Here is a 24,741-nt window from a genome sequence, read left to right as displayed (position 1 = left end):
TGCCGATCTGCGTTTCCCTCCCCTCGATTTCTTCCACCCCACGGCCTCCCAGGAGTACCCACCATGAGCGACAGCAACAAAAAGAGCCTCGAACATCTCGTCGGCCCCGGCGAAAGTCTTCGCGTGATGGATTCGCTGAAACGCGGCGCATCGCGGCGCGACATCCTCGCGATGCTGATGGCCGGCGGCATGCAGGCCACGCTGGCGGGCAGCCTCGCGGGCATGGCGGTGTCGGCCCATGCGCAGACGCCGCGGCGCGGCGGGCGCATCCGGGTGGCGGGCGCCACCGCCGCGGCAACGGACACGCTCGATCCGGCCAAGCAGTCGAACCAGACCGACTACTCACGCTGCAACATGGTCTACAACGGCCTGACCTCGCTCGACGGCAGCCTCACGCCGCAACCCGCGCTGGCCGAATCGTTCAGCACCAAGGACGCGAAGACCTGGGTCTTCACGCTGCGCAAGGGCGTGACCTTCCACGACGGCAAGTCGCTCTCGCCCGCGGACGTGGTGTTCTCGGTCATGCGCCACAAGGACCCGGCCACGGCCTCCAAGGCCAAGGCGCTCGCCGACCAGATCGAGAGCGTCAAGGCCACGGGGCCGAACGAAGTGACGGTGGTGCTCACCACGCCCAATGCCGATCTGCCGGTGATCCTGGGCACCTTCCACTTCCACATCGTCAAGGACGGCACCACCGATTTCAACGCCGGCATCGGCACCGGCCCCTACAAGCTGAAGGAGTTCAAGCCCGGCATCCGCTCGCTGGTGGTGCGCAACGACGCCTACTGGAAGCCGGGCAAGCCGTACCTCGACGAGATCGAGTTCGTGGGCATCGGCGACGAGAGCGCGCGCGTCAACGCATTGCTGTCGGGCGGCATGGACCTGGTGGGCTCGGTCAACCCGCGCTCGGTGGGCCGTGTGAAGGGAACGCCGGGCTTCGGCATCTTCGTCACCCAGTCGGGCCAGTACTCCGACCTGGTGATGCGCAAGGACGTGGGCCCGGGCGCCAACCCCGACTTCGTGCTCGCCATGAAGCACCTGTTCGACCGCGAGCAGATGAAGAAGACCATCGCACTCGACTACGCGGTGATCGGCAACGACCAGCCCATCGATCCGACCAACCGCTTCCACTTCGCCGGCCTGCCGCAGCGCCCCTTCGACCTGGACAAGGCGAAGTTCCATCTGCAGAAGTCGGGCATCACCGGCAAGGTGCCGATGGTGGCATCGCCCGCGGCGCTGTACTCGGTCGAGATGTCCCTGTTGCTGCAGCAGACCGCGCAGCGCGCCGGCTTGGAGCTGGACATCAAGCGCATGCCAGCCGACGGCTACTGGTCGAACCACTGGCTCAACAGCCACGTCGGCTTCGGCAACGTGAATCCGCGCCCGAGCGCCGACGTGCTGCTCACGCAGTTCTTCCAGTCGGGTGCGGCATGGAACGAGTCGCGCTGGAAGAGCGAGAAGTTCGACCAGCTGCTGCTCGCCTCGCGCGCCGAGACCGACCTGGCCAAGCGCAAGCAGATGCACGCCGACATGCAGACCATGATCCACCAGGACGCGGGCATCGGCATCCCGCTGTTCCTCGCGAGCATCGACGGCCACAGCGCCAAGCTCAAGGGCCTGTCGCCGATTCCGCTGGGCGGGCTCATGGGCTACAACTTCGCCGAGAACGTGTGGCTCGAGGCATGACGCGCGCGGGCCATCGCTCCACCGGACGTTCGCCATGAACCGCGTGATCCTCAAGCTCCTCGGCCAGCGCGTCGCACTTGCGCTGCTGTCGCTCCTGGCGGTGTCGGTGGTCGTGTTCGCGATCACCGCGGTGCTGCCCGGCGATGCGGCGCAGGAGCAGCTCGGCCAGGACGCCACGCCCGAAGCGGTGGCGGCGCTCCGCGCCCAGATGGGCCTGGACGTGCCGGCGCCCGAGCGCTATGCGAAGTGGCTCTTCGGCATGCTCAAGGGCGACCCCGGCCTCTCGGCCACCACGCAGATGCCGGTGGCCGACCTGGTGGCCAGCCGCCTGCCCAACTCGCTGCTGCTGGCGGCCGTCACCGCGCTGTTCTCGGTACCGATCGCGCTGACGCTGGGCATCGCCTCGGCGGTGTGGCGAGGCTCCTGGTTCGACCGCGTCGCCTCGACGAGCGCGGTGGCGGTGGTGTCGGTGCCGGAGTTCCTGGTCGCGACGCTCGCGGTGCTGGTGTTCGCGGTCAAGCTGCGCTGGCTGCCTGCGCTTTCGTTCGTCAACGACATCGAGTCGCTGGGCCAGATGCTGCGCGCCTTCGCCATGCCGGTGCTGGTGCTGTGCTGCGTGATCGTGGCGCAGATGATGCGCATGACGCGCGCCGCCGTCATCGACCAGCTCGAGGCGCCCTACATCGAGATGGTGCGCCTGAAGGGCGCCTCGCCGATGCGCATGGTGCTCGCGCATGCGCTGCCCAATGCGGTGGGGCCGATCGCCAACGCGGTGGCACTGAGCCTGTCGTACCTGCTGGGCGGCGTGATCATCGTGGAGACCATCTTCAACTACCCGGGCATCGCCAAGCTGATGGTCGACGGTGTCTCGCAGCGCGACATGCCGCTGGTGCAGACCTGCGCCATGATCTTCTGCTGCGCCTACCTGATCCTGGTGACGACGGCCGACATCTTCGGCATCCTCGCCAACCCGCGGCTGTGGCACCGCTGAAGGGAACCTCATGGAAACCTCCACCTCTTCAGCCGCCGCAAGTGCGGCAAACACCGCGGCGCCCGTGGTGCCGGCGCCGCAGGAGCGCAGGGGCCGCATGCTGCCGTGGCTTGGCGGCTTCGGCGTCTCGGGCCTGCTGGGCCTCGCGGTGCTCGTGTTCTGGCTGCTCGCGGCGCTGCTCGGCCCGTGGATGCTCTCGCACAGCACGGCGGCGATGGGCACCTCCAACGTCTTCGAGCCGATCAGCGCGGCGCACTGGCTCGGCACCGACTACCTTGGCCGCGACATGCTGGCACTCATCATCGAGGGCGCGCGCTACACGATCGGCGTCGCGCTGCTGGCCACGCTGCTGGCCAGCGGAACCGGCACCACGCTCGCGCTGCTGGCCGCCGCCAGTGGCCGCTGGACCGATGCGGTGCTCAGCCGCGGCCTGGACACGCTGACCGCGATCCCGAGCAAGATGTTCGCGCTCATCATGGTGGCGGGCTTCGGTTCGTCGGTGGCGATGCTGGTGGTCACCGCGGCCATCATCTACGTGCCCGGCGCCTACCGCATGGCGCGCTCGCTGGCCGTGAACATCAACGCGCTCGACTACGTGACCGTGGCGCGCACGCGCGGCGAAGGCACGCTCTACATCATGCTGCGCGAGATATTGCCCAACATCCTCGGACCGATGCTGGCCGACCTGGGCCTGCGCTTCGTCTATGTCGTGCTGCTGCTGGCGAGCCTGAGCTTCCTGGGCCTGGGCATACAGCCGCCGGCGGCCGACTGGGGCTCGCTGGTGCGCGAGAACATCGGCGCGCTGGCCATGGGCGGCGCCTCGGTGATCGTGCCAGCGCTGGCCATCGCGAGCCTGACCATCGCGGTCAATCTGGTCATCGACAACCTGCCCGGCCGTGCCGCGCGCGAACGGGGGAAACGCTGATGGGTGCATCACTCACTGTCCAGGGCCTGTGCATCTGCGCCGGCGACAGCACGCTGGTCGACAACCTGAGCTTCTCGGTGCAGCCGGGCGAAGTGCTCGCGCTCATCGGCGAATCGGGCTCGGGAAAGACCACCACCGCGCTCGCGCTGATGGGCCATGCGCGCGACGGTTGCCGCATCGCGGGCGGCAGCGTGCGGATCGGCGACACCGACGTGCTGGCGCTCGATGCCCGTGCGCAGCGCGCGTTGCGCGGCCGCACCGTCGCCTACATCGCGCAGAGCGCGGCCGCCTCGTTCAACCCGTCGCGCACGATCATGGACCAGGTGGTCGAGCCCACCGTGATCCACGGCCTGTGCAAGCGCGCGGAGGCCGAGGCCAAGGCTGTGCAGCTCTTCCGCGAACTCGCGCTGCCCGATCCGGAAGGCATCGGCGCGCGCTATCCGCACCAGGTGTCGGGCGGCCAGCTGCAGCGGCTGATGGCGGCGATGGCGCTCATCGGCGACCCCGACCTCGTGATCCTCGACGAGCCGACCACCGCGCTGGACGTGACCACGCAGATCGAGGTGCTGCGCGCCTTCCGCCGGGTGGTGCGCGAGCGCCGCGCCACCGCGGTGTACGTGAGCCACGACCTGGCGGTGGTGGCGCAGATGGCCGACCACATCCTGGTGCTGCGCAACGGCGGCATGCGCGAGCTGAACGCGACCGCGCAGATCCTTGCCGCGCCGGCCGATGACTACACCAAGAGCCTGCTGGCAGCAGCCCGGCCGGTGGTGCGCGCGTCGGCGAAGACCGCGAACGACGATCCCGAGTTGCTGCTCGAGGTGCGCCAGCTCTCGGCCGGCTACGGGCCGGTGGATGCACAGGGGCGGCCGGCCAAGCCGATCCTGGAAAGCATCGACCTCAAGCTCTACCGCGGCCAGGCCATCGGTGTGATCGGCGAATCGGGCTCGGGCAAGACCACGCTCGCGCGCGCCGTGGCGGGTCTTCTCAAGCCCAGCCACGGCAGCGTGCTGTTCCATGGCCGCGAACTGAAACCGACGCTGCAGCAGCGCGAGCGCGACGAGCTGCGCCGCATCCAGATCGTGTTCCAGATGGCCGATACAGCGCTCAATCCGTCGCAGACCATCGAGCGGATCCTGGCGCGGCCGCTGCAGTTCTACAAAGGCCTGCGCGGCGAGCCGCTGCGCAAGCGCATCCGAGAGTTGCTGGACCTGGTCAAGCTGCCGCAGACCGTCGCCGCGCGCCTGCCGGGCGGCCTGTCGGGCGGGCAGAAGCAGCGCGTGAACCTGGCGCGCGCGCTGGCGGCCGATCCGGACCTCATCCTCTGCGACGAGGTGACCTCGGCGCTGGACACGGTGGTCGGCGCAGCGGTGCTGGACCTCATGGCGGAACTGCGGCGCGAGCTGGGCGTGTCCTACCTCTTCATCAGCCACGACCTGCACACGGTGCGCGCGGTGTGCGACGAGATCGTCGTGATGCAGCACGGCAAGAAGCTCGCGCAGGTGGCGCGCGCCGACTACGACCGCGGCCCGCACCACCCCTACTACGAGCTGCTCGCGCGCTCCGTTCCCGAACTGCGCTGCGGCTGGCTCGACGAGATGGACCGCGCCGCCACACCATGACAAGGACCGAGATGACACCGACCTTTCGCATTGCGCTGATCGCCGGCGACGGCATCGGCAAGGAAGTGATGCCCGAAGGCCTGCGCGTGGTGCTGGCCGCCGCGGAGCGCTTCGGCTTCGAGCTCGATTGCCGCACCATCGACTGGGCCAGTTGCGACTACCACGCGCAGCACGGCCAGATGATGCCGGACGACTGGAAGGAGCAGCTCAAGGGTGTCGATGCGCTGTACTTCGGCGCCGTCGGCTGGCCCGCGACCGTGCCCGACCATGTGTCGCTCTGGGGATCGCTGCTGAAGTTCCGCCGCGAGTTCGATCAGTACATCAACCTGCGTCCGGTGCGCCTGTTCGAGGGCGTGCCCTGTCCGCTGGCCGGCCGCAAGCCCGGCGACATCGACTACCTCGTGGTGCGCGAGAACACCGAGGGCGAATACACCTCGCTGGGCGGTGTGATGTACGAAGGCACAGACCGCGAGATCGTGATCCAGGAGTCGGTGTTCTCGCGCCATGGCACCGACCGCGTGCTGCGCTACGCGTACGAGCTGGCCAACAGCCGCAAGCGCAAGCACCTCACGGTGGCCACCAAGAGCAACGGCATCGCGATCAGCATGCCGTGGTGGGACGGCCGCGCCGACACCATCGGCCGCGACTACCCCGAGGTGACGGTGGACAAGCAGCACATCGACATCCTGTCGGCGCGCTTCGTGCTGCAGCCCACGCGCTTCGACGTGGTGGTGGCGAGCAACCTGTTCGGCGACATCCTCTCGGACCTCGGCCCGGCCACCACCGGCACCATCGGCCTTGCGCCCTCGGCCAACCTCAACCCCGATCGCCGGTTTCCGTCGCTGTTCGAGCCGGTGCACGGCTCGGCGCCCGACATCTACGGCCAGAACATCGCCAACCCGATTGCCATGATCTGGTCGGGCGCGCTGATGCTGGACTTCCTCACGCAGGGCCAGGGCGCGGGCCGTGCGGCGCACGACGCAATCCTGAGCGCGATCGAGGCGGTGCTGCGCGAAGGGCCGCGCACGCGCGACCTGGGCGGCACGGCTTCCACGACGGAACTGGGCATCGCCATTGCCGAACGCGTGGCCGCGGCCTGACGCGCAACCTGCAACCATCCCTCATCAATCTTTCGACCATGCCACTCACTCTCCAACGCCAGGATCTGCTGCCGGGCCGTCATCTCATCGGCGCCGAATGGCGCGACGCCAGCGATGCCCGCCGCCTCGACGTGACCGACCCGGCCACCGACAGCGTCTTCGCGAGCGTGCCCGACGGCACGGCCGCCGATGCGCGCGCCGCGGTCGATGCGGCCCATGCTGCCTTCCCCGCCTGGCGCGCCGTGCCGGCCAAGCAGCGCGCGCAGATCCTCAAGCGCTGGAACGACCTGATGCTCGCGCACCAGGAAGACCTGGGCCGCCTGATCTCGCGCGAACAGGGCAAGCCGCTGGCCGAGGGCCGCGGCGAAGTGGCCTATGCGGCCAGCTATGTCGAATGGTTTGCCGAAGAGGCCACGCGCGCCAACGGCGAGGTGATTCCCGCACCCGTGACCGGCCGCCGCATGCTCGCGCTGAAGGAGCCGGTGGGCGTGGTCGCGGCGATCACGCCGTGGAATTTTCCGGCCGCGATGATCGCGCGCAAGATCGCGCCCGCGCTGGCCGCGGGCTGCACCGTGGTGTGCAAGCCGGCCGAAGACACGCCGCTGACTTCGCTTGCGCTCGTGAAGCTGGCCCAGGAAGCGGGCGTGCCGGCGGGCGTGCTCAACATCGTCACCGCGTCACGCGAGCGCACGCCCGAGGTGGTCGATGTGTGGCTGGCCGATGCGCGCGTGCGCAAGATCAGCTTCACCGGCTCCACGCCCGTCGGCAAGCACCTCGCGCGCGCCTCGGCCGATACGCTGAAGAAGCTGTCGCTCGAGCTCGGCGGCAACGCGCCCTTCATCGTGTTCGAGGACGCCGACATCGATGCCGCGGTCGAAGGACTGATGGCCGCCAAGTTCCGCAACGGCGGCCAGACCTGCGTGTGCCCGAACCGCGTGTTCGTGCAGGCCAAGGTGCACGACGCCTTCGTCGACAAGCTGGCGGGGCGCGTGGGCGCGCTCCAGGTCGGCCCGGCCACCGAGCCTGATTCGCAGATCGGCCCGATGATCAACGCGCGCGCGGTCGACAAGATCGAGCGCCACGTGCGCGATGCCGTGTCCCGGGGCGCGCGCATCGCGGTCGGCGGCGAGAGGCTGCGCTCCGCGCGCTGCGACGGCCCCAACTACTACGCACCGACCGTGCTGGTGAACGCCGACGCCAGCATGGAATGCAGCTGCGAGGAGACCTTCGGGCCGGTGGTGCCGGTCACGCGCTTCGAGACCGAGGCCGAGGTGATCGCCGCCGCCAACGACACGCCCTTCGGCCTCGCCGCCTACTTCTACTCGACCGACGTGCGCCGCATCTGGCGCGTGACCGAGGCGCTCGAATCGGGCATCGTGGGCATCAACGAAGGCGCGCTGGCCGCTGAGGCGGCGCCCTTCGGCGGCGTGAAGGAATCGGGCTACGGCCGCGAGGGTTCCGTGCATGGCCTGGACGACTACATGCACATCAAGTACGTGTGCCAGGGGCAGCTGTAGCGGCGCATCGTTCGCCCCGGCTGCATCGAGAAAAACCGAACCGCAGGCTACCGAATCAGTCGGTGGACTGCACCTCCTTCTCGACGAACCAACGGCCACCGCACGATCCATCAGTGCGCGCTCGCAAAGACATATTTCCCGCTGTTATCGGCCGATGGTTCAGCATCAACGCGGCAGGAATTTTTCTAGCATTGGTCCACCATCCGACCAACGCGAACAGGGTTTCACATGTCCAAGCTTCTTGTCCCTTTCAACCTCGACCAACTCGGCGAACCGCGTGAATACCGCCCGCCGACGGAACGCGTCATCGAGGGCGATGTCGTATGCCGCAACTGGGACGTGGACAGTGCGAAAGACGGCAAGGTTCGTGCGGGGGTGTTTGAGTCGACAGTCGGCGTCAATCACTCCATCAAGGGAGAGACGTGGGAGTTCTGCCTGATCCTTTCGGGCGTGGTGGAGATCACGGAACAAGGCCAGGTCCCGTTGACCTACAAGGCCGGCGATTGCTTCATCATGAAGCCGGGCTATGTCGGGACGTGGCGCACCATCGAAACCGTCCGCAAGGTGTGGGTCATGGCTTGACCGGAAAGCGCCGTGATGACAACTGAAACTCTCATGGACGACGCCCGCTTCTACATCGACGGGGGTTGGCAAGACCGCACCGATACCGCAAGCATTGCGGTCGTCGATCCGTTCACTGAACAGATCATCGGACACGTCGCAGCCGGCTCGTCGACGGATGTGGACCTGGCTGTCGCCGCGGCCCGGCGCGCTTTCGAGACGTTTTCGCGAAGCTCCGTCGAGGAGCGGCTTGCGCTCCTGGGGCGAATCCTGGCGCTGCTGGAGGAACGCGCGGAGTTGTTCGCGCAAGCGATCGTGGCGGAGATGGGAGCCCCCATCGGATTCGCCAGGGCGGCCCACGTGCCCTTCGGGATCGCGCATGTTCGCGCCCAAATGGAAGTGCTTCAACGCTACAGGTTTCTCTCCTTGGATGGCGACCTCGCCATTTCGAAAGAGCCGATCGGCGTGTGTGCACTGATCACGCCATGGAACTGGCCGCTGTATCAGATCACCGCCAAGGTTGCGCCAGCGATCGCCGCGGGCTGCACGGTCGTCCTGAAGCCCAGTGAGTTGTCGCCCTACAGTGCGCAGCTTTTCGCGCAAGTGATGCACGACGCCGGCACGCCGGCCGGCGTCTTCAACCTGGTCGGGGGCACGGGAGATGTGGTCGGTGCGGCGTTGGCGGCGCACCCCGATATCGACATGATCTCCATCACCGGATCGACGCGCGCCGGTGTGCTCGTGGCCCAGGCGGCCGCGGTGACGGTGAAACGCGTCGTGCAGGAGCTGGGCGGCAAGTCGCCGAACCTGTTCCTGGACGACGCCGATTTCGAACAAGGCGTGGCCAAGGGCGTGCTGGCGGGAATGCGCAACGCGGGCCAGTCGTGCAGCGCGCCGACACGGATGCTGGTGCCCGCATCACGCCTGAGCGAGGTGGAAGCATTGGCACGAGCGGCGGTGGCGGGCATCGCGGTGGGCGATCCGCGCGATGAAAAGACGTCGATGGGTCCCATTGCAAACGCTGCGCAATATGCAAGGGTGCAGGCGCTGATGGCCAGCGGAATCGAAGACGGCGCCAGGCTGGTCTGCGGCGGTCTGGGCAGGCCCGCCGGTTTGACGCATGGCTACTTTGCACAGCCGACCGTGTTTTCCGATGTGACGCCCGACATGAGGGTGGCGCAAGAAGAAATCTTCGGCCCCGTGCTGGTCATCATTCCTTATCGGGACGAGAAAGAGGCCATCGCGATTGCGAACGACACGGTCTATGGCCTCGGCGCCAGCGTGCAGTCTGGCGACCGGGAGCGAGCGCAGCGCGTAGCGAAGCAACTTCGCGCCGGCCAGGTGCACATCAACTATCCGGCGTGGAACAGCCATGCGCCGTTCGGTGGATACAAGCGGTCCGGCAATGGCCGCGAATATGGCGTCCATGGGCTCGAGGAATATCTCGAAACCAAGGCAATCCTCGGCTATTGACCTTGCTTCCAGGAAGCGGCGTCACGCGAAATCAAACCTGCCCTCAAGTTTTCACCGAACCTTCACCGGTATCACAAGAATGCCCGCACCTCTAGTTTCCGTCGAGTCCAGTCCAGAACTGCCGACGCATGCCGACGTTGTCGTGATCGGCGGCGGCATCATCGGCGTCTTTGCCGCGTATTACATGGCCAAGCGTGGGATGAAGGTCGCGCTCGTCGAAAAAGGGCATGTCGGCGCCGAGCAATCGAGCCGCAACTGGGGTTGGTGCCGTCAGCAGAACCGGGACGCCCGCGAGTTGCCGATGGCCACGAAGAGCCTGGACCTGTGGGAGCAGTTCACCGCAGAAACCGGTGAAGTCACGGGGTTCCAGAGATGCGGGTTGCTGTACCTCAGCAACAGCGAGAAGGAGCTGGACGGCTGGGCGCGCTGGGGAGAGTTTGCGCGCACCGTCGACGTGAAAACCCACATGCTGACGGCCGACGAGGCGGCTCGACACGGTCGGGCCAGCGGCAAGCCCTGGAAGGGAGGCGTCTTCTCGCCGACCGACGGCACCGCAGACCCATCGCGAGCGGCCCCTGCCGTGGCGCGGGCCCTGATGAAGCTCGGCGGAACGATTCACCAGAGCTGCGCGGCGCGAGGCCTCGAGACCGAAGGCGGGCGACTCTCGGCCGTGGTCACCGAGCGCGGAACCATTCGAACCAAGGTCGCGGTGCTCGCCGGTGGCGCCTGGGCATCCTCGTTCTGCCACCAATACGGCATCCGGTTTCCGCAGGCATCGATCCGGCAGACGATGCTGTCGGTTGCCACGGGCAGCAAGGAGATTCCGCCTGCGCTCCACACGACAGGCGTCTCGATGACGCGGCGCTTGAACGGCGGATACGCGCTGGCCATCAGCGGCCGTGGACGCGTGGACCCGACGCTGCAGCTCTTGCGCTTTGCACCGCAGTTCCTGCCCATGTTCCAGCGGCGATGGCGCAATCTCGCGCCCGGCGGACTCGAAGGCGTCCGTTCGGGCCATGAAGCCTGGTCCCGCTGGCGGCTCGACAAGCCGACGCCGATGGAGCGGATGCGCGTCCTCGACCCGAAGGCAGACGCATCGGCTGTCCGCCTCACGTACAAGCGCGCGGTCGAATTGATGCCGACGCTGGCGGGAAGCTCGGTCACCGCATCCTGGGCCGGCTATGTGGACAGCACGCCCGACGGCGTCCCGGGCATCGGCGAGATCACGAACCTGCGTGGGCTCGTGCTGGCGGCTGGGTTCAGCGGCCATGGCTTCGGTATCGGGCCGGGGGCCGGGCACTTGATCGCCGACATCGTCAGCGGTGCAGAACCCCTTGTCGACCCTCGCCCGTATCACCCGGACCGATTCCTCTCTTCGGCCTGGGGCAAGGTCTCGGACTTCTAGACCACGCCGCGGCCGCCTGGTCGCCACCGCGAGCTTTGGGGGATCGGGCGGTCGGCGTATGAGCCTCCTCGACACCCCCGCACCCGGGACAAGCCCAATCAAAGTGGGGAAACAGCCCGAGGAACATTTCTACTGCAGCCAGTCCCGGCTACTGGGCCCCTACCCCATCACGTATAGCGCTTCTCCAGCGCATCCCACTCCGGTTTGCCGACCAACCGCTGGCGTTCGGCAAAAGTCGTGACCAGCCCGCTGGATTCCAGCACCTGCTTTTCATCGCGCAACACCGTCAGCGCTTTCTGCATGCCGGCAACGGCCCCTTGCAGCGCCGCATTGGCGTACAGCACGATGCCGTAGCCCAAGTCACCCAGATCCGTCGCATTGAAGATCGGTGTCTTGCCGCCGATCACCATGTTCATGAGTTGCGGTTTGGCAAGGCGCTGGGGCAGCGCACGAATCTCCTCCGCGGTGGTGACCGCTTCGACGAACAGGATGTCGGCGCCAGCCTCCGCGAACTTCTGCGCCCGCTCGACCGCCGCCTCGAAGCCATGCACGGCGGCCGCATCGGTGCGGGCCATGATCAGGAGGTCCTGGTCCTGCCGCGCATCGACGGCCGCCTTGATCTTGCTGACCGCCTCCTCCGTGGAAATCACTTCCTTGCCCGAGAAATGACCGCAGCGCTTGGGCGCCACCTGGTCCTCGAACTGGATGCAGTCGGCGCCTGCACGCTCGAGCGTGCGCACCGTGTGACGTACGTTCAGTGCATTGCCGAAACCCGTATCGGCATCGACGATCAGCGGCACCGACACCGCGTCGCGGATGCGCGCCGTGTGGTCGGCAATTTCGGAGAGCCCCATGAAGCCCTGGTCGGGCATGCCGAACCACATGTTGGTGACACCGGCGCCGGTGATGTAGATCGCCTTGAAACCCAGGTCTTCGACAACCTTGGCCGAGAGCGCATTGAACGCGCCGGGAACGATCAGGCCGCGGCGGGCCTCGGCGAGGGATTTGAGTTGCTTGCGGGTGGACATTCGAAAAATTCCAATCAATCAGAAACTGTCGCCGGGAACGCGGACCCAGCCTTCCATCAACACACGGGCACTGCGGCTCATCAGGGCCTTCGTCACCACCCATGCACCATCGACCTTGCGCGCCTCGGCGCCGACACGCAGCGTGCCCGACGGATGGCCGAAGCGCACGGCCTGCCGCTCGCTGCCGCCGGCCGCCAGGTTCACCAATGTTTCCGGAATCGCCGCCGCGGTGCCGATGGCGACCGCGGCCGTACCCATCATGGCGTGGTGCAGCTTGCCCATCGACAGCGCACGCACCAGCAGGTCGACATCCCCTGCCCTCACTGACTTGCCGCTGGAGGCCGTGTAGTCTCTGGGCGGCGCGACGAAGGCGACCTTGGGCGTGTGCTGACGCTTCGCCGCTTCGGCGATGTCCTTGATCAGGCCCATTTTCACGGCGCCGTATGCACGGATGGTCTCGAACATCGCCAGCGCCTTCGCATCGCTGTTGATCGCGTCCTGCAACTCGGTGCCGGCGTAGCCGATCTCGGCGGCGTTGATGAAGATGGTGGGAATGCCCGCATTGATCAGCGTGGCCTTGAGCGTGCCCACGCCGGGCACCTCGAGGTCTTCGACGACCTTGCCGGTTGGGAACATCGCGCCGCCGCCTTCGCCATCGCCCTCGTCGGCCGGGTCGATGAATTCCAGCGGCACCTCGGCCGCAGGGAAGGTCACGCCATCGAGTTCGAAATCGCCGGTCTCCTGCACCTCGCCCTCGGCGATCGGCACATGGGCCACGATGGCCTTGCCGATGTTGGCCTGCCAGATGCGCACGGTGCAGATGCCGTTCTGCGGCACGCGCGCCCGGTCGATCAGCCCCTGCGCAATCGCGAACGGCCCGACCGCCGCCGACAGGTTGCCGCAGTTGCCCGACCAGTCGATGAAGGCGCTGTCGATGGAGACCTGGCCGAAGAGGTAGTCGACGTCGTGGTCCGGCCGCGTGGAGCGCGACAGGATCACGGTCTTCGAGGTCGACGAGGTGGCCGCGCCCATGCCGTCGATCTGCTTGGCGTAGGGGTCCGGACTGCCGATCACGCGCAAGAGGAGCGCGTCGCGCGCCGCGCCGGGTTGCTGCGCCTGCCTGGGCAGGTCCTGCAGGCGAAAGAACACGCCCTTGCTGGTGCCGCCGCGCATGTAGACGGCGGGAATCTTGATCTGGGGAACGGATGCCATGGCTTTTTGGATGAGTGTTGTCTCAGCTTGCGAGTCTGTTCTCGGCCAGGAAGTCTTGCGCAAAACGCTGCAGCACGCCGCCCGCCTCGTAAATGGACACTTCCTCGGCCGTGTCGAGCCGGCAGGTGACCGGCACCTGCAGGACCTCGCCGTTCTTCCGGTGCACGACCAGCGTGAGGTCGGCGCGGGGCCTGGGCTCGCCGACCACGTCATAGGTTTCGGTGCCGTCCAGGCCCAGCGTGAGCCGCGTGGTGCCGGGCTTGAACTCCAGCGGCATCACGCCCATGCCCAGCAGGTTGGTGCGGTGGATGCGCTCGAAGCCCTCGGCCACTACGGCCTCCACGCCGGCCAGGCGCACGCCCTTGGCGGCCCAGTCACGGGACGACCCCTGCCCGTAGTCGGCGCCGGCCACGATGATCAGCGGCTGCCGGCGGTTCAGGTAGGTCTCGATGGCCTCCCACATGCGCACGACCTTGCCTTCGGGCTCGATGCGCGCAAGCGATCCCTTCTTCTGCACACCGTCGACTACCGCCATCTCGTTGACGAGCTGCGGGTTCGCGAAGGTGGCGCGCATCGCCGTGAGGTGATCGCCGCGGTGCGTGGCATACGAGTTGAAGTCTTCTTCCGGCAGGCCCATCTTCGCCAGGTACTCGCCGGCGGCGCTGTCCAGCAGGATCGCGTTGGAAGGCGACAGGTGATCGGTCGTGATGTTGTCCGGCAGGATGGCCAGCGGCCGCATGCCGCGCAGCGTGCGCGGCACGGCCGCCAACGCACCCACGCCTTCGCTGTCCCAGTACGGCGGGCGGCGGATGTAGGTGGATTGCGGTCGCCAGTCGTACTGCGGGCTCACCTTCTCGCCGCTGTCCGCATGGATCGCGAACATCGGCTCGTACACCTGGCGGAACATCTCGGGCCGCACCGAGGCCGCGACGATCGCGTCGATCTCCTCGTCGCTCGGCCACAGGTCGGCCAGGCGGATCTCCTTGCCGTCGACCACGTCCAGCACGTCGCGCTCGATGTCGAAGCGCATCGTGCCCGCGATCGCGTAGGCCACCACCAGCGGCGGCGAGGCCAGGAAGGCCTGCTTCGCATACGGGTGGATGCGCCCGTCGAAGTTGCGGTTGCCCGAAAGCACCGCAGTGGCGTAGAGGTCGCGCTCGATGATCTCCTGCTGGATCTTCGGGTCCAGCGCACCCGACATGCCGTTGCAGGTGGTGCAGGCGAAGGCGACGATGCCGAAGCCGAGCTGCTCCAGGTCGGTAAGCAGGCCGGCGTCGCGCAGGTAGAGCTCCACCGTTTTCGAGCCCGGCGCCAGCGACGACTTGACCCATGGCTTGCGCTTCAGGCCCAGCCTGTTGGCGTTGCGCGCCAGCAGGCCCGCGGCAATCACGTTGCGCGGGTTCGAGGTGTTGGTGCACGAGGTGATGGCCGCGATGATCACGGCGCCATCGGGCATCAGCCCCGCCGCCTCCTGCCGCCGGGCCTCGGCCAGGCCGACGGCGATGTCGCGCTCGGCCAGTTGCGAGGTCGGCAGGCGGCGGTGCGGATTGGAGGGCCCCGCCATGTTGCGCACCACGCTCGGGAGGTCGAACTTCAGCACGCGTTCGTAGCTCGCGGTCGCGAGCGCATCGCCCCAGAAGCCGGCGGTCTTCGCATAGGTCTCGACCAGCGCGACCTGCGCGTCCTCGCGGCCGGTAAGCCGCAGGTACGTGAGCGTCTGGTCGTCGATGTAGAACAGCGCGGCAGTGGCGCCGTATTCGGGGCACATGTTCGAGATGGTGGCGCGGTCACCGATCGTGAGGCCCCGCGTGCCCTCGCCGAAGAACTCCAGGTACGCACCGACCACCTTTTCCTTGCGCAGGAACTCGGTGAGCGCCAGCACGATATCGGTGGCGGTGATGCCCGGCTGCCGCCGGCCGGTCAGCTCCACGCCGACGATGTCGGGCAGGCGCATCCACGAGGCGCGGCCCAGCATCACGTTCTCGGCCTCCAGGCCGCCGACGCCCACCGCGATCACGCCCAGGGCATCGACGTGCGGCGTGTGGCTGTCGGTGCCCACGCAGGTGTCGGGGAAAGCCAGGCCGTCCTGCACGTAAACCACCGGCGACATCTTCTCCAGATTGATCTGATGCATGATCCCGTTCCCCGCCGGGATCACCTCCATGTTGGCGAAGGCGCGCTGGGTCCAGTCGATGAAATGGAAGCGGTCTTCGTTGCGGCGGTCTTCGATCTGTCGGTTCTTCTCGAAGGCTTGCGGATCGAACCCTCCGCACTCCACGGCCAGCGAGTGATCCACGATCAACTGCACCGGCACCACGGGGTTCACCTGCGACGGATCGCCCCCCTCGGCCGCGATCGCATCGCGCAAACCTGCCAGGTCCACCAGCGCGGTCTGGCCCAGGATGTCGTGGCATACCACACGCACGGGAAACCATGGAAAGTCGCGATCGCGCCGGCGCTCGATGAGCTGCAGCAGGCATTCGTCGAGGATGGCCAGGTCGCAGCGCCGCACAAGGTTCTCGGCGTGCACGCGCGCGGTGTAGGGCAGCGTGTTCCAGGCACCGGGTCGCAGCGCGTCGACCGCAGCGCGGGCGTCGATGTAGTCCAGCGTGGTGCCGGAGAGTTGTTTTCTGTGTCGTGGGTTCATCGGGGGGAATCGGGAAGCCTCTCAGACGCGCGCTGCGATCGGCACGAACGCCAGGTCTTCCGGACCGGTGTAGTTGGCGCTCGGGCGAATGATCTTGTTGTCCACGCGTTGCTCGATCACGTGCGCGGCCCAGCCGCTGGTGCGCGCGATCACGAACAGCGGGGTGAACATCGCCGTGGGCACGCCCATCATGTGGTAGCTCACCGCGCTGAACCAGTCGAGGTTGGGGAACATTTTCTTGACCTCCCACATCACGGTCTCCAGGCGCTCCGCGATGTCGAACATCTTGGTGGAGCCGGCCTCCTCGGACAGCGACTTCGCCACGCCCTTGATCACCACGTTGCGCGGATCGCTCACCGTGTAGACCGGGTGGCCGAAGCCGATGACGACCTCCTTGGCCTCCACGCGGCGGCGGATGTCGGCCTCGGCTTCATCGGGCGCGTCATAGCGCTTCTGGATCTCGAAGGCCACTTCGTTCGCGCCGCCATGCTTGGGGCCGCGCAGCGCGCCGATGGCGCCGGCAATGGCCGAGTGCATGTCGCTGCCGGTGCCGGCGATCACGCGCGCGGTGAAGGTCGAGGCGTTGAATTCGTGCTCGGCGTACAGGTTCAGCGAGGTGTGCATGGCGCGCACCCAGGCCTCGGAGGGCTTCTGGCCGTGCAGCAGGTGCAGGAAGTGGCCGCCGATCGAATCGTCGTCGGTCTCCACCTCGATGCGCTTGCCCTGGCTGCTCCAGTGATACCAGTACAGCAGCATCGAGCCGAGCGAGGCCATCAGGCGGTCGGCGATGTCGCGCGCGCCGGGCAGGTTGTGGTCGTCCTTCTCGGGCAGCACGCAGCCCAGCGCCGAGACGCCGGTGCGCATCACGTCCATCGGATGGGCGCCGGCGGGCAGGCTCTCCAGCGCGGCCTTCACGTTGGCCGGCAGGCCGCGCATGGCCTTCAGCCGCGTCTTGTAGGCCTTGAGTTCGGCGCGCGTGGGCAGCTTGCCGTGCACCAGCAGGTGGGCGATTTCCTCGAATTCGCAGACCTCGGCGATGTCCAGAATGTCGTAGCCGCGGTAATGCAGGTCGTTGCCGGTGCGGCCGACGGTACACAGCGCCGTATTGCCCGCAGTCACGCCCGAGAGGGCGACGGACTTCTTGGGCTTGAAGCCCGTGGATGCGGCTGGTGCAGCGATTTGGGTCGTGGTGGTGGTCATGCGGTTTCCTTGTTCAGATAAGAGCGATCGATGCCGGTGGGGCGGCCGGCGGCGTTGACCGCCACCATCTCGAACACACCCTTGAGGACTTCTTCCGCCGGAACGCCCGGCACGTCGGCGATGCCGGTCACGCACACGGTCATCGAGCAGCGGCCGATGCGGCTGACCCAGCCGCGCAGGAGGAGCTGGTAGCCCACCGGCACCGGGGAGAGAAAGGCGACGCTGGTCACGCCGGCCATCACCACCTCGCGCTGCGCGAGGCCGCGTGCAGCCAGGAATGCGGCCTTGCTCATCAGTTGCAGGCCCTGGCCGGCGAAGAGCGTGCCGCGGTGATTGGCATGCACCGGCAGCACCAGTTCGCGGATTTCGGTGGTTCCAATGAGTGTCGTCATGCTTCGCAATCTACGCAGAAACCGCGATTCGCATAAGGACTGAAAGGGCGAACTATTGCGAAGGCGATGACCCGGTATTGCGAATCTTGCGAACAACCCTTGCCGCGATGCGACGCGTCAGTCGGCGTCCCCGATGTCGTCCATTGCCATCAGGCTCGAATCGTCGCCCTCCTCCCGAGGCCCGACGCCCAGGTCCTCCGACAGCCCCTTCAGCACGACATAGCCCGCCTGCAATGCATCGCCGTACGTTGCGAAACCTGTCGCGGCCTCCATCAGCGGCTCGAACTCCATCGAGTTGTCGAAGGATTCGAGGAGCACCCAGAAATAATCCCCGGCGTCGTGTTGGTCGACGGTGAGGGCAATGGAGATGAGTTGGCCAGCCATGGGCGCATGGTGGCGCGGTCAGGTGACAGTCGCGCGAAACGGCCGTGAAGGTTCTGCTGCCGCAGCGCGGGGCCGCGATCGTGACTTGGTTGGCAGACCGGTCGATGAACCGTCGCCAAAACACTACGTTCCTGCGCGTATCCAGCCTTCACGGCTGACATGGCAATCGGCGATGCTCGGGTCATGTCCACGGCGCGTTCACCACTGTCTTTTCGCTCCGGCTGGCGCATTGCGGCGTCGATCTATACGGTCGCCGGCGTGGTCTGCGTGCTGGGGAGCGCGGTCGTGCCAGAAAGCGATGTGGGCATGCTGGTCGCCATCGCGGGCGGGCTGCCGTGGTCGCTGGGCTTGCTGACGCTCGACCTTTCGCCTGGTGTGGCGAACACCGCGCTGCTGTTGCTCGCAGGCAGTTGGGCGGTCAATGCGGCGCTGCTGTGGTGGTTGGCGCTGCGGCCGCGCGACTCAAGGTTCGAAGGCGACACCGGCGTGCCGACCAGCGCAGCGAAGCGGACGCGGTAGCCCCTTCGAGGCTTCGGCGCCGCGCGCTGTCTCATTGCGCAGCGGCGGCCATTCACATACCAACGGATCGTGCGATATTTGGATGCGATCATTTCGCATGCATGCACCCACGCATCGCACATCCAAATCCAAGAACAAAGGAAGACAAGAGAATGCCCAGACCCCTGCACGCCAATTCGCCACTGATCGGCGTTCCCGGCGGCCGCCACCTGCTCGACACGCCCGCCCTGCTGATCGACCTGCCGGCCATGACCCGCAACATCGAACGCATGGCCGCCTTTGCCAAGGCACGCGGCATCGGCCTCAGGCCGCATGTCAAGACCCACAAGTCGGTCGAGATCGCCCGGCGCCAGGTGGCCGCAGGCGCCATCGGCGTGAGCTGCGTCACCCTGGGCGAGGCGGAAATCATGGTCGACGGCGGCATCCGCAGCGTGCTGATCACCTCGCCCGCCGTCACGCCGAGCAAGATCGCACGCCTCGTCAAGCTGGCGGAGCGCGCAGCGCCCGGCGGCGTGATGGTGGTGGCCGACAACCTGGCCAACGTGGCCGACCTGGCCCGGGCCGCGAGCGGGCTGCTGCATCCGCTGCCCGTGCTGGTGGACTACGGCGCCGGCTACAACCGCACCGGTGCCGCGAACGAGGCACAGGTGCTCGCACTGGCCGCCGCCATCGCCGGCGAGCCGGGCCTGCGGCTGCGCGGCCTGCAGGCCTATGCGGGCAACCTGCAGCACATCGTGGCGCGCGAAGAACGCAGCGCCGCGGCCGCGGGCCTGCGCGAAACCGTGGCGGGCATCGTCGCGGCGGCACGGCGCAAGGGGTTCAATTTCGAGATCGTCACCGGAGCCGGCACCGGCACCCACGACCTCGATTCGGAGCAGAACGCCTTCACCGAACTGCAGGCCGGCTCCTATGTCTTCATGGACGCGGAATACACGCAGGTGCTGGCCGCAGGCACCGAGCCCTCGCCCTTCGAGGTGGCGCTGTTCGTGCAAACGGCCGTGGTCAGCACCAATGCGGCGGAGTGGGTCACGGTGGACGGCGGCACCAAGTGCTTCGCCACCGACGGCGGCGTGCCGCTGGTCGCACGCGGCACCGAGGCCGCGAGCCGCTATGCCTTCTTCGGCGACGAGCACGGCAAGCTGATGCCGGCGGGGCCGCGCCCCGCGCTCGGCACGCGCATCGAGTTCGTGACGCCACACTGCGATCCGACGGTGAACCTGCACGACGTCTATCACGTGGTCGAAGGCGGCGCGCTGGTGGCGATCTGGCCGGTGGACGCGCGCGGGAAGCGATAGTCCGTTGCGGGCGACGCACACGGCATAAGGAAACTCGGAAAGCGTATTTCCCAAGACGGGTGCGGCCGGGGCACAGTCCGGTCCGATGGCCATCCTCCAAGACACGCCGCGCCCGACGCGCGCCGACGCTGCGCCGGCAGCGCCTTCCTCACCTTCGTCGCAGCAACTCCTCGCGCGCTTTCGCCCGATCTTCGATCGCATCGCCGTGCATGCGGCGCAGCGCGAGAACGACCGTGAACTGGCCTACGAACCGGTCGCCTGGCTCAACGCCGAGCGCTTCGGCGCCCTGCGCGTGCCCGTCGAATACGGCGGCATCGGCGCTTCGGTCGAGCAGCTGTACGACCTGCTCATCGAGCTCGGCGAGGCCGACTCCAACCTGCCGCAGATCCTGCGCGCGCACTTCGGCTTCATCGAGCGGCTGTTCGCGGAAATCGACCCGTCGCTGCATGGCCCGTGGATGCGGCTTGCGGCCGAAGGCGTGATCTTCGGCAATGCCACCACCGAACTGGGCGAAGGCGCGCTCGGCGCGCTACAAACCACGCTGTCGCGCGACGGCGATGCGTGGCGGCTCGACGGCGACAAGTACTACAGCACCGGCACGCTCTACGCCGACTGGATTTCGGTCTCCGCCCAGCGCCTGAACGCCGACGGCAGCAGCGACCGCGTGATCGCGCTCGTGCCCTCGGAAGCCGATGGCGTGGAGCGCGTGGACGACTGGCGCGGCTTCGGCCAGCGGCTGAGCGCATCGGGCACCACGCGCTTTCGCAACGTGCGGGTGAAGCCCGAGAACGTGCTGCTCTACGTGCGCGACCAACCGACCCCGCTCACCGCGCATTTCCAGCTCACGCATCTCGCCACGCTGGCGGGCATCGCACGCGCCATCGTGCGCGACGCGGTGGCCTTCGTGCAGCCGCGCAAGCGCGTCTACAGCCACGGCAGCGGCGACACCCCGCGCGAAGATCCGCTGGTGCAGCAGGTCATCGGGCAGCTCGCGAGCACCGCGTTCATCGCGGCGTCCACCGTGCAGGCCGTGGCACGCGGGCTTGGCGAGGTCGACCGCTTTCGCCAGCGCGGCGAAATCGTTCCAGAGAGCCTGCTCTTCGAGGCGGAGCTCAACACTGCAAAAGCGCAGGCCGGCATCGTCGATGCGGTGCTGCAGGCGGGCACGCGGCTCTTCGACATCGGCGGTGCCTCGGCGCTGCAGGAAGACCGCCGGCTCGACCGCCACTGGCGCAACGCACGCACGCTGGCATCGCACAACCCGACGATCTACAAGGGGCGCGTGGTCGGCGACCACCTGCTCAACGGAGCGAGGCCGACGTTCTACTGGGCGGTGGGGGCGATTGCGGCCTGACGGCGCAACGAAGGAGATGGAAGGCGCAGGCCTCAGACGCGAGGCAGCGCGGCCAGGAAAGTGGAGACAACGATCGCGGCAGCGCGATCCAGTTGCAGGATGTCGGCCACATCGAAGGCATGCGGCGCGGTGCGTCCGCTCGCGCCGAGCGGCTTGCGGATCTCGACAAGCACTTCGGCCGCGAGTTCGCGATCGCTGCGCGGTCCGCCGTCGGGATGCATCACCCACTCATCGACTTGATCGAACGGAATGCTGCGGAAAACCCCGACGATGGGGATGTACTTGTAGCGATCCTCGCCCACCAGGATGGGCACGCTGAGGTTACAGAAAAACGTGGTCGTCGACATGCGGGGCCGCCGTCGCTAGGCAAAGCCGTCGATTGTTAAGGAGTGCGCGTTCAGGAGCCATCCTTCCAAGGGCCTACTCCCCGACAAGACGTGACCTTCTGCACACAAAGTGATTCCATTTCCTTCCATTCCCCCGATAAAACAACTACTTAATTCTTACACATAGATACCCGATGTGTGTTAAGTGCCAATTTATTCGGCAACCGGAATGCGTGAATCGTTCGGAAAGGCAGGCGCCGCGCTTCTCTTTCGGAGCGCGGACGACGCAACGCAGCGGTGGCTTGCCGGTCAGGCGGGTGGATCGAAACGCGGTGCGCGGCGCTCGATGTTGGCCTTCACGGCTTCGGCCTGGTTCGCGCTGCCGATCAGCGCCTTCTGCTCGACCGATTCGGCCATCAGCAGCTCCGCGGCGCTCTGCGACATGGCCGCATTGAGCAGGCGCTTGCCGGCACGAATCGCATCGGGACTCTTGCCCGCGATCTCGTGCGCCACCTGCAGCGCCTCGGCCAGCGGGTCGGCCGATAGGCGTGTGGCAAAGCCGATCTGCAATGCCTCTTCGCCCGAGAAGATGCGCCCGGTGAAGGTGAGCTCGCGCACCACGTCGTTGCGCGCCAGCTCGCGCATGAGCACCATGCCGGCCATGTCGGGCACCAGGCCCCATTTGATTTCCATCACCGACAGCTTCGTGTCGGGCGCGACGATGCGGATGTCCGCGCCCAGCGCGACCTGGAGACCACCGCCGAAGGCCACGCCGTGCACCGCGGCGATGACCGGCACCGGCACGTCGCGCCAGACCATCGCGACGTGTTGCGCGGCGTTGGATATGCCGTGGGTGCGTTTCACCAGATCGGCCCCTGCCGCGCCCTCCCCCAGCACACCCTCGCCGGCGCCCTGCTGCATGCGCTCGAACGAGGCCATGTCGAGGCCCGCGCAAAACGCCTTGCCGCGCCCGGAAATCACCACGGCGCGCACCGACGCGTCGCCGCGCAGGGCCTCGCCGGCTTCGATCAGCGCATCGAACATCGCGGGGTCGAGCGCGTTCATCTTGTCGGCGCGTGCCAGCTGCAGTTCCACCACGCCGTCGGGGTGGCGGGTCCATTCGATGCGATCGCTCATGCGTGTCTCCTTGCGGGTTTCGTTGTGGGTTTTGGCCAGTATCGCCCGGCACGGCGCCTGGGCGATGATGGCGGCTGTCGCCTACCCAACACCCCGCCATGCCGCTGGATCGCCGTCACTTTCTCCTTCAATCGGGTTCTGCCGCCGCTGTGGTGGCGCTGCTCGGCCAGGGCTGCGCGCTGCCTTCCACGGCACGCAGCGGCAACGTGCCCGGGTTCACCAGCGTGCCGGTGTCCCTGCGCGATGCCGTCGTCGTGCCGCCCGAGTACGAATGGCAGTTGCTCTATCCCTGGGGCACGCCCACCGGTGTGGCGGGCCAGATGCCGGCCTTCGCACCGGACGGCTCCAACAGCGCGGCCGACCAGGCGGTGCAAGCCGGCATGCACCACGACGGCATGCACTTCTTCGCGCTCGATGCGCGCGGCGAGCGCGGCCTGCTCGTGATGAACCACGAATACACCGACGAGCAACTGCTGCACACCGACGGCGTCAAGGTGTGGACCGCGGACAAGGTGCGCAAGTCGCTCCACGCGATGGGCGTCTCGGTGATCGAGATCCGCCGCACACCCACCGGTTGGCAGCAAGTGCAGCCCTCGCCCTTCGCGCGCCGCATCCATGGCAACACCCCCATGTGCATCGCCGGCCCTGCGGCGGGCACACCCTTGATGCGCACTGCCGCCAATCCGGCCGGCGACCAGGTCTTAGGCACCTTCGCCAACTGCGCGATGGGCGTCACGCCCTGGGGCACGTACCTCACCTGCGAAGAGAACTTCCATGGCTACTTCGGCGGACCGAAGGATGCGGCGAAAGACATGACGGATGCGCAGCGCCGCTACGGCACGGTCCCGGGTTCGCAGTGGGTCGAGTACTGGCGTTTCGACGAGCGTTTCGACCTGAGCCGCCACCCGAACGAGCCGCACCGCTTCGGCTGGGTGGTCGAGATCGACCCCTTGGACCCTGCCGCCACGCCCGTCAAACGCACGGCGCTGGGCCGCAAGCGCCAGGAGAGCGCCACCTGCACGCTCGCGAAAGACGGCGGCCTGGTCGTCTACATGGGCGACGACGCGCGCTTCGAATACATCTACAAGTTCGCGAGCCGCGAGAAGGTGCGCCCCGGCACCGACGCCCCCGCGCGCGCCGCCAATCGCCACCTGCTCGACGACGGCACGCTCTACGTGGCGCGCTACGACGCCGGCGGACGCGGCCAATGGCTCGAACTCTCGCACGGCCGCAACGGCCTGAGCGCAGCCAGCGGCTTTGCCGACCAGGCCGAGGTGCTGATCCACGCGCGCCTCGCGGGCGACATCGTCGGCGGCACGAAGATGGACCGCCCCGAATGGATCGCCGTGCATCCGCACAGCGGCGAGGTCTACGTCACTCTCACCAACAACAGCCAGCGCGGCGACGCGGGCAAGCCCGCGCCCGATGCGGCCAACCCGCGCTCCAACAACCTTTTCGGCGGCATCCTGCGCTGGCGTGAGGATGGCAACGATGCGGCGAGTACCGGCTTCGCCTGGGACCACTTCGCGCTCGCCGGCGACCCCGCGCAGGAAGGCAGCGGCGCGCGCTACCCCTCGGCCGACGCCGACATGTTCGGCAGCCCCGACGGCCTGCATTTCGACAGCGGCGGCCTGCTCTGGATCCAGACCGACATGAGCGGCCAGGTGATCGGCAAGCCCGCCTATGCGTCGCTGGGCAACAACCAGATGCTGTGCGCCGACCCGGCCACCGGCCGGATCAAGCGCTTCCTGACCGGACCGAACGGCAGCGAGATCACCGGCTGCGTGGTCACGCCGGACCGCCGCACACTGTTCGTGAACATCCAGCATCCGGGCGAGGCGCGCGACGACGGCAGCGCCACGCACAACAGCGCATGGCCCGATGGCACCACGCCGGGCTCCGCGCGGCCGCGCTCGGCGACCCTTGCGATCCGTCGTCGCGACGGCGGTATCGTCGGCACCTGACAA

The 24,741-nt window shown here is 67.5% G+C and carries 21 protein-coding genes; 13 read left to right on the top strand and 8 right to left on the bottom strand.

What is annotated here, in order from left to right; all coding sequences use genetic code 11:
* Positions 1 to 63 precede the first annotated feature (63 nt).
* The 9 genes from ACSFA7_RS20070 (at position 64) to ACSFA7_RS20030 (ending at position 11,280) form a co-directional block, all read left to right on the top strand.
* Positions 64 to 1,686 carry an ABC transporter substrate-binding protein gene (locus ACSFA7_RS20070; RefSeq protein ID WP_435501004.1) on the top strand — a complete coding sequence of 541 codons (1,623 nt, stop codon included), beginning with the start codon at positions 64 to 66 and terminating at the stop codon, positions 1,684 to 1,686.
* 34 nt (positions 1,687 to 1,720) lie between these two features.
* Positions 1,721 to 2,677 (top strand): ABC transporter permease, encoded by a 957-nt coding sequence (locus tag ACSFA7_RS20065; RefSeq protein ID WP_435501003.1) that lies wholly within the window; start codon positions 1,721 to 1,723, stop codon positions 2,675 to 2,677.
* 10 nt (positions 2,678 to 2,687) lie between these two features.
* Positions 2,688 to 3,602: an ABC transporter permease gene (locus tag ACSFA7_RS20060; protein ID WP_435501002.1), complete on the top strand. Its 915-nt coding sequence runs from the start codon at positions 2,688 to 2,690 to the stop codon at positions 3,600 to 3,602.
* On the top strand, positions 3,602 to 5,224 hold the full coding sequence (locus tag ACSFA7_RS20055) for an ABC transporter ATP-binding protein (protein ID WP_435501001.1): 1,623 nt from the start codon (positions 3,602 to 3,604) through the stop codon (positions 5,222 to 5,224). Before ACSFA7_RS20060 ends, ACSFA7_RS20055 begins: the two co-directional genes overlap by 1 nt.
* A gap of 11 nt (positions 5,225 to 5,235) precedes the next feature.
* A complete protein-coding gene (locus ACSFA7_RS20050) occupies positions 5,236 to 6,324 on the top strand; it encodes a tartrate dehydrogenase (protein WP_435501000.1) in 1,089 nt (362 codons plus the stop codon).
* Positions 6,325 to 6,362: 38 nt separating this feature from the next.
* Positions 6,363 to 7,841 carry an NAD-dependent succinate-semialdehyde dehydrogenase gene (locus ACSFA7_RS20045; RefSeq protein ID WP_435500999.1) on the top strand — a complete coding sequence of 493 codons (1,479 nt, stop codon included), beginning with the start codon at positions 6,363 to 6,365 and terminating at the stop codon, positions 7,839 to 7,841.
* A gap of 228 nt (positions 7,842 to 8,069) precedes the next feature.
* Positions 8,070 to 8,423 (top strand): cupin domain-containing protein, encoded by a 354-nt coding sequence (locus ACSFA7_RS20040; protein WP_435500998.1) that lies wholly within the window; start codon positions 8,070 to 8,072, stop codon positions 8,421 to 8,423.
* Between the two features lie 33 nt (positions 8,424 to 8,456).
* Positions 8,457 to 9,875 carry an aldehyde dehydrogenase family protein gene (locus ACSFA7_RS20035; protein WP_435500997.1) on the top strand — a complete coding sequence of 473 codons (1,419 nt, stop codon included), beginning with the start codon at positions 8,457 to 8,459 and terminating at the stop codon, positions 9,873 to 9,875.
* Between the two features lie 79 nt (positions 9,876 to 9,954).
* A complete protein-coding gene (locus ACSFA7_RS20030; protein WP_435500996.1) occupies positions 9,955 to 11,280 on the top strand; it encodes an NAD(P)/FAD-dependent oxidoreductase in 1,326 nt (441 codons plus the stop codon).
* 167 nt (positions 11,281 to 11,447) lie between these two features.
* Here ACSFA7_RS20030 and ACSFA7_RS20025 read toward each other — a convergent pair whose 3' ends face one another.
* From ACSFA7_RS20025 to ACSFA7_RS20000, 6 genes are all read right to left on the bottom strand, one after another.
* Positions 11,448 to 12,308 carry an isocitrate lyase/PEP mutase family protein gene (locus ACSFA7_RS20025; RefSeq protein ID WP_435500995.1) on the bottom strand — a complete coding sequence of 287 codons (861 nt, stop codon included), beginning with the start codon at positions 12,306 to 12,308 and terminating at the stop codon, positions 11,448 to 11,450.
* An 18-nt stretch (positions 12,309 to 12,326) separates the two neighbouring features.
* On the bottom strand, positions 12,327 to 13,520 hold the full coding sequence (prpF, locus tag ACSFA7_RS20020) for a 2-methylaconitate cis-trans isomerase PrpF (RefSeq protein WP_435500994.1): 1,194 nt from the start codon (positions 13,518 to 13,520) through the stop codon (positions 12,327 to 12,329).
* A 22-nt stretch (positions 13,521 to 13,542) separates the two neighbouring features.
* The gene (gene acnD, locus ACSFA7_RS20015; RefSeq protein ID WP_435500993.1) at positions 13,543 to 16,167 is read right to left on the bottom strand and encodes a Fe/S-dependent 2-methylisocitrate dehydratase AcnD; all 2,625 of its coding nucleotides are present in this window, start codon (positions 16,165 to 16,167) and stop codon (positions 13,543 to 13,545) included.
* A gap of 21 nt (positions 16,168 to 16,188) precedes the next feature.
* Positions 16,189 to 17,367 (bottom strand): bifunctional 2-methylcitrate synthase/citrate synthase, encoded by a 1,179-nt coding sequence (prpC, locus tag ACSFA7_RS20010; RefSeq protein ID WP_435500992.1) that lies wholly within the window; start codon positions 17,365 to 17,367, stop codon positions 16,189 to 16,191.
* Complete coding sequence (locus tag ACSFA7_RS20005) at positions 17,364 to 17,759, bottom strand: acyl-CoA thioesterase (protein ID WP_435500991.1); 396 nt, start codon at positions 17,757 to 17,759, stop codon at positions 17,364 to 17,366. The genes prpC and ACSFA7_RS20005 overlap by 4 nt, the downstream gene beginning before the upstream one ends.
* Before the next feature lie 117 nt (positions 17,760 to 17,876).
* The gene (locus ACSFA7_RS20000; RefSeq protein WP_435500990.1) at positions 17,877 to 18,143 is read right to left on the bottom strand and encodes a hypothetical protein; all 267 of its coding nucleotides are present in this window, start codon (positions 18,141 to 18,143) and stop codon (positions 17,877 to 17,879) included.
* 159 nt (positions 18,144 to 18,302) lie between these two features.
* Between ACSFA7_RS20000 and ACSFA7_RS19995 the strand changes: the two genes are divergently transcribed.
* From ACSFA7_RS19995 to ACSFA7_RS19985, 3 genes are all read left to right on the top strand, one after another.
* Positions 18,303 to 18,662, top strand: coding sequence for a hypothetical protein (locus tag ACSFA7_RS19995; protein ID WP_435500989.1), 360 nt, complete (start codon positions 18,303 to 18,305; stop codon positions 18,660 to 18,662).
* 152 nt (positions 18,663 to 18,814) lie between these two features.
* A complete protein-coding gene (locus ACSFA7_RS19990; RefSeq protein WP_435500988.1) occupies positions 18,815 to 19,957 on the top strand; it encodes a DSD1 family PLP-dependent enzyme in 1,143 nt (380 codons plus the stop codon).
* A gap of 85 nt (positions 19,958 to 20,042) precedes the next feature.
* Entirely contained in the window at positions 20,043 to 21,311 is a 1,269-nt protein-coding gene (locus ACSFA7_RS19985; protein WP_435500987.1) for an acyl-CoA dehydrogenase family protein, read from the top strand.
* Positions 21,312 to 21,343: 32 nt separating this feature from the next.
* Here the strand turns inward: ACSFA7_RS19985 and ACSFA7_RS19980 are convergent, their stop codons facing one another.
* On the bottom strand, positions 21,344 to 21,658 hold the full coding sequence (locus ACSFA7_RS19980; RefSeq protein WP_013542063.1) for a hypothetical protein: 315 nt from the start codon (positions 21,656 to 21,658) through the stop codon (positions 21,344 to 21,346).
* Between the two features lie 288 nt (positions 21,659 to 21,946).
* A complete protein-coding gene (locus ACSFA7_RS19975; RefSeq protein ID WP_435500986.1) occupies positions 21,947 to 22,774 on the bottom strand; it encodes a crotonase/enoyl-CoA hydratase family protein in 828 nt (275 codons plus the stop codon).
* A 98-nt stretch (positions 22,775 to 22,872) separates the two neighbouring features.
* On the opposite strand from ACSFA7_RS19975, the gene ACSFA7_RS19970 reads away from it, so the two are divergent.
* A complete protein-coding gene (locus ACSFA7_RS19970) occupies positions 22,873 to 24,738 on the top strand; it encodes a PhoX family protein (RefSeq protein ID WP_435500985.1) in 1,866 nt (621 codons plus the stop codon).
* Positions 24,739 to 24,741: the final 3 nt, after the last annotated feature.

Origin of the sequence: Variovorax trehalosi (assembly GCF_051216415.1) — a bacterium.
Classification (GTDB): Bacteria; Pseudomonadota; Gammaproteobacteria; order Burkholderiales; family Burkholderiaceae_C; genus Variovorax.
Note: the sequence above shows the minus strand (reverse complement) of the source record. Positions and strands in the feature narration are given on the sequence as shown.